The 1,705-nt window shown below is 71.1% G+C and carries 2 protein-coding genes; both read left to right on the top strand.

Going from position 1 to position 1,705, the window contains the following annotated elements:
* Window positions 1-262 (top strand): DUF3649 domain-containing protein (locus FUT87_RS26265; protein WP_147242888.1); only part of this gene is annotated, 262 nt, incomplete at its 5' end.
* Window positions 263-354: 92 nt separating this feature from the next.
* Window positions 355-1,705 (top strand): PepSY-associated TM helix domain-containing protein (locus FUT87_RS26260; RefSeq protein WP_310735331.1); only part of this gene is annotated, 1,351 nt, incomplete at its 3' end.

Below are 1,705 nucleotides of genomic sequence, written 5' to 3'. Positions count from 1 at the left end.
GCGCATCGTCGCGGCGGTGGGCGGCGGTTACGCGCTCGCAGCGCTGGCCAGCGTCGCCGTGCTGGCGCTGCCCGTCAGCCGCATCCAGGCCGTCATCGGCGGCATGCTGGGCAGCTTCGCGGTCTACGCCGCGGCGGTCGTGTGGGTCTTCGCCGTGCGCAGCGCCACCCGCGCCTGGATCGGCCTGCTGGTGGCCGCGCTGCCGCTGCTGCCGTTGGCGTGGTCCGTCTGGCATGGCGCCGCGCCGGCCGTCTCGCCATGAGCGCCCCTGACCTTTCCCCTCACGCCACGCCCGACGCCGCCAGCGGTACCGGAGCGCGCGTCCCGGCCGCGCCGCGCGGCCTCCGGCAGACGATGTCCGACCTGCACATCTGGACCGGATTGCTGCTGGGCTGGCTCCTGTTCGCGATGTTCCTCACCGGGACGGTCAGCTATTTCAAGGAAGAGCTGTCGCAATGGATGCGGCCCGAGATCGCGCACCAGGCCGACCGGCCGGAGGCGGCCGTCGTGGCGGGACGCATCGCCAAGACGCTGGAGACCGTCGCGCCCGGCACGACCCAATGGAGTCTGCGCCTGCCCGACGAGCGCCACCCGATCGCGAACGCCTTCTGGCGCGTGCCGCCCAAGGATGGCGCCAAGCGTGCCTTCAAGGACGCCAACTTCGATCCGCAGACCGGCCTCAAGGTCGCGGCCCGCGAGACGCCGGGCGGTGAATTCTTCTACCGCTTCCACTTCCAGTTCCATTACATACCGGTGGCCTGGGGGCGCTGGCTGGCCGGGCTGGCGGCGATGTTCATGCTGGTGGCCATCGTCAGCGGCGTGATCACCCACAAGAAGATCTTCACCGACTTCTTCACCTTCCGATGGGGGAAGGGCCAGCGGTCCTGGCTGGACGCGCACAACGCGCTGTCGGTGTTCGGGCTGCCCTTTCACCTGATGATCACGTACACCGGGCTGGTGACGCTGATGACGCTCTACATGCCGTGGCCTGAAATGGCCGGCATCGAGTCGCCGGCGATGAAGCGTCAGCTGACCTCGGAGATGAATGCCTTCCTCCAGCCGGCCAAGCCGTCCGGCGAGGCGGCGCCGCTCGCGTCGATCGAGGCGATGGTGCGCGAGGCCGAGCGGCGCTGGGGCCCGGGCAGCGTGGCGCGGGTGACCGCGGCCAATCCGGGCGACGCGGCGGCGCGCGTGGCGATCGCGCGCGGCGAGGGCGGGCGCTTGTCGATGAGCCCCCAGTACCTGCTGTTCGACGGCGTCTCCGGTCGCGTGGTCGAGGAGAAACAGGGCGTGGGCGCGGCGGCCGAGACGCGGGGCGTGATGTACGGGCTGCACCTGGGGCGCTTTGGCGATGGCGCGACGCGCTGGCTGTATTTCCTCGTCAGCCTGGCCGGCACCGCGATGGTGGGCAGTGGCCTGGTGATGTGGACGGTCAAGCGACGCCAGAAGCTGGCCGATCCGGAGCGGCCTCACCTGGGTTTCCGGATCGTGGAGCGGCTCAACATCGCCGCGATCGCCGGCCTGCCGCTGGCGATGGCGACCATGCTCTGGGCCAACCGCCTGCTGCCGCTGGACCTGTCGCGGCGCGGCGAGTGGGAGATCCACGTCGTCTTCATCGTCTGGGCACTGGCGCTGGCGCATGCGGTGCTGCGGCCGCCGCGGCGCGCCTGGATCGAGCTGTTCGCGCTGGGCGCCGCGGCCCTGG

It is taken from the genome of Mitsuaria sp. TWR114, assembly GCF_007997345.1.
This window is presented reverse-complemented; position numbering and strand designations above follow the sequence as displayed.